Annotated in this window: 5 protein-coding genes; 4 read left to right on the forward strand and 1 reads right to left on the reverse strand. The window is 56.4% G+C overall.

Going from position 1 to position 6,013, the window contains the following annotated elements; translation table 11 throughout:
- Positions 1-361 precede the first annotated feature (361 nt).
- A complete protein-coding gene (locus CW742_RS05575; RefSeq protein ID WP_292417634.1) occupies positions 362-1,282 on the forward strand; it encodes a hypothetical protein in 921 nt (306 codons plus the stop codon).
- A 20-nt stretch (positions 1,283-1,302) separates the two neighbouring features.
- On the opposite strand, the gene CW742_RS05580 is transcribed toward CW742_RS05575, so the two are convergent.
- Positions 1,303-1,866, reverse strand: coding sequence for a GNAT family N-acetyltransferase (locus CW742_RS05580; protein ID WP_292417637.1), 564 nt, complete (start codon positions 1,864-1,866; stop codon positions 1,303-1,305).
- A 140-nt stretch (positions 1,867-2,006) separates the two neighbouring features.
- Here CW742_RS05580 and CW742_RS05585 point away from each other — a divergent pair, with 140 nt between their 5' ends.
- The 3 genes from CW742_RS05585 to CW742_RS05595 form a co-directional block, all read left to right on the forward strand.
- Positions 2,007-2,639 (forward strand): class I SAM-dependent methyltransferase, encoded by a 633-nt coding sequence (locus CW742_RS05585; protein WP_292417639.1) that lies wholly within the window; start codon positions 2,007-2,009, stop codon positions 2,637-2,639.
- A 202-nt stretch (positions 2,640-2,841) separates the two neighbouring features.
- Entirely contained in the window at positions 2,842-4,659 is a 1,818-nt protein-coding gene (locus CW742_RS05590) for a transporter substrate-binding domain-containing protein (RefSeq protein ID WP_292417642.1), read from the forward strand.
- 166 nt (positions 4,660-4,825) lie between these two features.
- On the forward strand, positions 4,826-6,013 hold a 1,188-nt coding region (locus CW742_RS05595), incomplete at its 3' end, for a PAS domain-containing protein (protein ID WP_292417644.1).

A 6,013-nucleotide genomic window follows, 5' to 3' on the forward strand; every position in this document is an offset into this window, starting at 1 on the left:
TCCGCAACAATCCATTTTCCGTCGTAAAAATGGCAAGTTTTTATCAAAAATCAGGTCAGGAATTGCAGAGGCTGTGGGGGGTCGGGCGGTGTACTTCGCGAACCGGGGCCCGAACCCTTGTGCAAAAATCAGATAGTTTCCGATGTAAGATTCACGGACAGGCATTTCGCAAGGGATGATTTAGTACACCGTCCGACCCCCGCACTACCAGGCCGGGCGGAATACATATCTCTGGACACGGACCATTTTTCTTCCGGAGGACGGTACCATCTCACCCGCATCAAGGAACGGGAAACTGCCAGGGAAGGCTGCTCTGCGGAGGAGCGTTCTGCACACCGGCAGTATCTGCCGGTTCCTGATATTGTTCACTCTCCTCATTACCTGCATCGCACTACCGTCCGCAGCCACTGAGCTGAATACATCCGATGTTTCGGACGACAACGCACCGGCCGGCCCGCAGGTTATCCACATCGGGACCTATGTAATGGATTTTTCCAACTACAATGCTCGGGAGGGGACCTATGATGCCAGTTTTTACGTCACCCTGACCTCCGATCGTCCGGTCAATATCACGGACTTCGAGCTGATGAACGGGCACGCGGATACGATCGGGCTCCTTGTCGATACCCCGACAAAGAAATATTTCCGGGTCTTTGCCTCCTTTGATTCAGACCCTGATTTCCACCGGTTCCCGTTCGACCGTCACGCGCTCCCTATCATCGCAGAGCCCCGGATCAGAAATACGAGCGATCTGATATTCGTGATCGACAATGAGGCAACCGGTATCGATTCCCTCGCGAGCCTGCCCGGGTGGAAAACCGGCAAAGAACAGGCCCATGTCATGAACTACACGTACAATGGGGAGTTGGGTTCTTATTCCCGTGTTGTCTTCTCCACTTACATAACGAGGGACTCCCTCTCGACATTTTTGAAATTCTTCCTCCCGGTCATGCTCATTGTCATTGTCTCGCTCTCGTCGCTCCTGATGAAAGTGACATCCCGGCTCGGCCTGAACGCCTCGATGTTCCTTGCTGCGGTGCTCATCCACTGGCGCATCGCCGATGCCATGCCCATGGTCGAGTATGCGACGTTCCTGGATTACTTCATGATCATCACGTACGCAACACTGGTGATGGTCCTGATCTCGGGGATCCTGATCCTCGTGTATAATGAGGCAAAGAATACGGAGATGATCGGCAGGATCAACCACTGGTCGATCCGGATGATACCGGCAGTATCTGTAGTCCTGTACATCCTGCTCTTTCTCACGCTCCTGTTGTAAGGTGGCGCAGGAACTGCTTTTTATCGGGAAATGGAGGTGAGCTGCCGGTACTCCCGCTCCACCATCCCATAGTACCGGGTCGAGCGCCAGTGGTCGCGGAGCCAGACATGCTCGCGGATCGTGCCCTCGTACACAAGGCCGCACTTCTCCATCATGCGGGCTGATGCAAGGTTCTGCTCGTCGCACTTCCCGTACACGCGGTGCATCCCGAGCGTCTCAAAGCCGAACCGGAGAAACTCCCGGAGGATCTCGGAGCCGTACCCGTTCCGGCAGAACGCAGGGAGGAGGACAATCCCGATCTCCGCGGTGCTCTTCTGTGCCGGATCGATCTCGATGAACGTGAGGCCAAGGAACTCCCGCGTTGTCCGGTCCCGGGCTGCGAGCACATAGTCAAGCCGGCCTTCCGTTTTCTTCGCTTCTTCCATCGCGTGCTGCAGGAACGCTGCGATCTGCTCGTTCGTATCAAGCCAGATGAGCACGTACTTCCGGAAATCCGGGTCGCGGGCGATTGCCTGGATGTTGCAGAGGTCGGCAGCCGTGAGATCGTTAAGGATGAGCCGCGTTGGGGGAAGACAGAAACTCATGGAATTTTCCCTACCCGATATTTGTACGATCCTGTTTGCGGGGACTGCTGAAACATCTTTTGAAGCCGGGATCCGCAAACGGAGGCCATCATCGAAACCTTGATGCATCCCGTCAGTCGATACTTGTCAGGAAACCGTTCATGAAGTATCCCGACATCGACAAAATCTACCGGACCATACCGCTCGAGAAGATCCCGTGGAACTGCGAGGCGCTGCCCGAACCGATCACGCGCCTCCTCGAAGAGGAGAAGGTCGCCCCCTGCCGTACCATTGACCTCGGGTGCGGGGCGGGCAACTATACGATCTGCCTGGCAGCGATGGGCTTCGACATCATCGGGGTCGACAGTTCGAAAACGGCAATTGCCCTTGCCCGGAACCAGGCAATGCAGCGGGGGGCCCTGTGCCGGTTCATCATTGCCGATCTTCTCGGGGATGTCCACGAAATCAAGGGAACCTTTGAGTTCGCCTTCGACTGGGAACTCCTGCACCACATTTACCCCGAAGACCGCGAGATCTATATCAGGAATGTCCACCGGCTGTTGAGACCCGGTGCAACGTACTTCTCGGCCTGTTTTGCGGAGAGCGATCCGCAGTTTGGCGGTACCGGGAAATACCGCGAAACGGGAATCGGGACAACGCTGTACTTCTCGTCCGAGGACGAGATCCGCAATCTTGTTGCACCATACTTTACCATACGCGAACTGGCGACCCGCGAAGTTGCCGGAAAATACGGCCGGCACAATGCGATCTGCCTTCTGGCAGAACGAAAATAATTCTTTATCCCTGCCGGGAGAGCCCGGCCCGGTCTGCCATGCATTTTCCACAACACTGAGCGCTCAACGCGCTCCGGGACACCTGAAACCCTGTCCCTTCAGGAGGCAGGATAAATGCAAGGCGCCCCAAAAGAGTTTTAAAGATTGGAGGCTACCTCACAGCAATCAGTGTGTGCAACAAGGCACCCGCGAGGGTAAACGTGTGCTGACCTCTCCCCGTGCAACAATACGGCCCCTGACCAATTACAGGACGGCCCGCGTGCTGAAACGAGCGCTCGTCCTATCGGCAGTGATACTGCTCTTCTGCCAGCTTATCGTACCGGTTGCCGGTGCACGTGACGTCCGGATAGCCAATACAGATCTCCGGCCTACCCTTTTTACCGATGAGCAGGGAAAGCCTTCGGGTTTTTTCGTTGATATCATTAATGACATTGCCGAACAGGAAGGCTGGAATGTCATCTGGATCCGCGGAACGCTCTCCGAGAGCTGGGGACGCCTGTCTTCCGGCGAGATTGATCTTCTGCCGGGAGTGACCAGCACACCAGAGCGCCTGAGAACGTATGACTTCAACAATGAATCAGCACTTTCCATCTGGTCGCAGGTATATGCCCGTCCCGGGTCCGGAATCAATACGATCCTTGACCTTGACGGCAAACGAATTGCTTCAGTCAGGGGAGCGGCAAGCGGGATCGGCTTCCGGGATTATGCAGGGAGATTCAACGTCAATGTGACCCTGCTGGAGATGAATAAACCAATCGAGGTTTTTTCTGCAACAGCCGCCGGCGAAGCTGATGCCCTCGTTGTCTACAACACGGCAGCTCATGAGGATGCAAAGACATACGGCCTTGTCGCAACTCCCGTGATGTTCAATCCCACACAGTTCGGTTTTGCCGTCCAGAAAGGAAAAAACCAGGACCTCCTTTCCGTCATCGACCGATACCTTGCCAAAGGAAAAACCGATCCTTCCTCCCCATACAACAACGCGATGCTGAAGTGGTTTGGTACGAAAGGGACCAGCGAGGTCATCCCTGCCTGGCTCCTGTGGGGCCTTGCAGCAGTCGCCTTCCTTGCCGGCATGTTTGTGATCATGAGCGTTATTCTCAGGAGGGAGGTCCGGAAGAAGACCGCCGAACTCCTGCAGCAGAACGAGAGCCTGCAGGCAGAGGTGATAAACCGCAAGCGTGCAGAGGAGGCGCTGGCTGCAAATAACCAGAAACTCAGTGTTGCCTACGAACAGGTGACGGCTACCGAGGAAGAACTCAGGGAAAACTACCAGGAGATCAATGCCGCATATGCCCAGCTCTCAGCAGCCGAAGAAGAGCTCAGGGAGAAATACGAGGAACTGAGCAGGAGCGAACAGGCACTGATGCAGGCACGCAAAAAACTCTCTTCCTTAAACGCCCTCACCTTCGAGGACCTCCGTAACGCGGTCTTCTCCCTTGAGGGCTATCTTGCGCTTGCCCGGCAGGATCCCGCGGGGGAGAAGGTGGGGACGTACCTTGGCAGGAGCGATAAGATCCTCCACGCGGTCCGGCATGCCATGGAAGCTGCAAAGAAATACCAGGAGCTGGGGATCAACCCGCCCCGGTGGCAGAATGTAAAGATCGTTGTACTCAATGCCCTCTCCCACCTGGACTTTTCCGGAATCTCCCGTGTTACGGAGCTGGACGAACTGGAGGTATTTGCCGATCCGCTTTTCGAAGATGTGTTCTTCATCCTGATGGAGAACATTCTCATCCACGGTAAAGGGGTAACGGAGGTCAGGATCGGGTATCGCGAAGAGGTCGCAAAACTCACCATTACCATCGAGGACAACGGTCCCGGGATCGTGGAAGCCAACAAGGAACTGGTATTCGGCCGGGACTACAAGATGATGAAAGGCGGCAGCGGCCTCTTCCTTGCCCGCGAGATCCTCTCGATAACGGGGATCTCAATACGGGAGACCGGGGTGCCGGGCAGCGGCGCCCGGTTCGAGATTGTTGTTCCGGAGAGCCGGTACCGGAAGGGCGGCCAGTCATGAGCGGGGCGGGAAGCGGCCGTTCCCAGAACACCTGCTGCCCGCAGGGAAAACGCTTGCAGGGAGTATATAATTCCGGCGACCAGTTGCCAATCAATCACCAGCTATTTGTGCTTCTCGTGACCAGAATCCGGGCTGGATTCTCAGCACAGGCATGCTGATTCAGGATATGGAACGTTCCGTTATCTCCCGGATGAAAAAGAGGCCCCGGCTCCTGGCATTCACCATTCTTTGCCTTGCCCTTGCGATCCTGGCGCTGAACGGTCTCGGGTTCTCTCTTGGGAAACCCGGGATCCTCCCCCACCTCCTGTATATCCCCATCATCCTCATGGCGTACTTCTTCCCCCGCCGCGGTATCCTCTTCTCCTGTGCCCTTTCGCTCACCTATCTCTCCCTGGTACTCTGGTCCGAACCGGTTGCCATGCACATGGTCCCCCTCGCGGCAGGACAGGTCGTCCTGTTTGTCCTCGTCGCCGCTGTCGTCTCGCTGCTCACCCTCCGGCTCAACGAAAACGAGGAGAAATACCGGGGCGTTATCGAGCGCAGTTCAGATATCATCCTGCTCACGGACACAAATGGAAAGGCCACCTTCATCTCCCCCTCCGTGAACAGGTTGCTTGGGATCGGTGCAGACGATGTCGTGGGAAAAGGACCCGCGGACTTCGTCCATCCCGATGATATGGATGAAGTACAGCAGAACCTGGAGATCCTGAAAAATGGGGCTCCGTTCATGGATTTCACGGTACGGATCCGGAAAAAGGACGGCGAGTACATCTTCATCAATTTCCACGGAACGCGTTTCTTCGAGAACGGGGAATTTGCCGGCATGCAGATCATGGGGAGGGACATCACAGAAAAGATGGTTGAGGCTGACAACTACCGCAGGGCAAACCTCCGCCTGGCAATGATCATCGACCTCCTTCCGGACCCGACAATGGCAATCGACAGGACCGGATCGGTTGTTGCCTGGAACCGTGCCATGGAGGGGCTGAGCGGTCTTCCGGCATCCTCGGTTATGGGACAGGACGAGGACATCTACACCAGCTGGATCCAGGACAGCTATCGCCCCTCGCTGATCCACTCCGTCCTTCACCAGGAAAAAGACGCGATAGCGGGGACCTACCCGCGTGCCCATTTCGAGGGCAACACGGTACGGACCGAGACCGAGATCACCCGGACCGATGGCCAGTCGTTCTCGCTCTGGATCATGGCAACACCGATCCTTGGCGAAGACGGGGCGTTTACCGGGGGTATCGTATCGCTTAGGGATGTTACCCACCAGCAGAAGAACGGGCGGGCCCCCAGGAACAACCGGCCGTACCTCAACCGGACCAGCAGCACCCACCCGCAACCCCTT

It is taken from the genome of Methanoregula sp. (assembly GCF_002835825.1).
Taxonomy (GTDB): Archaea; Halobacteriota; Methanomicrobia; order Methanomicrobiales; family Methanospirillaceae; genus Methanoregula.

What these genes read in the sequence shown, in the direction of transcription:
- CW742_RS05580 (WP_292417637.1), bottom strand. Translation starts at nt 1,866, where the DNA reads ATGAGTTTCTGTCTTCCCCCAACGCGGCTCATCCTTAACGATCTCACG.
- CW742_RS05585 (WP_292417639.1), top strand. Translation starts at nt 2,007, where the DNA reads ATGAAGTATCCCGACATCGACAAAATCTACCGGACCATACCGCTCGAG.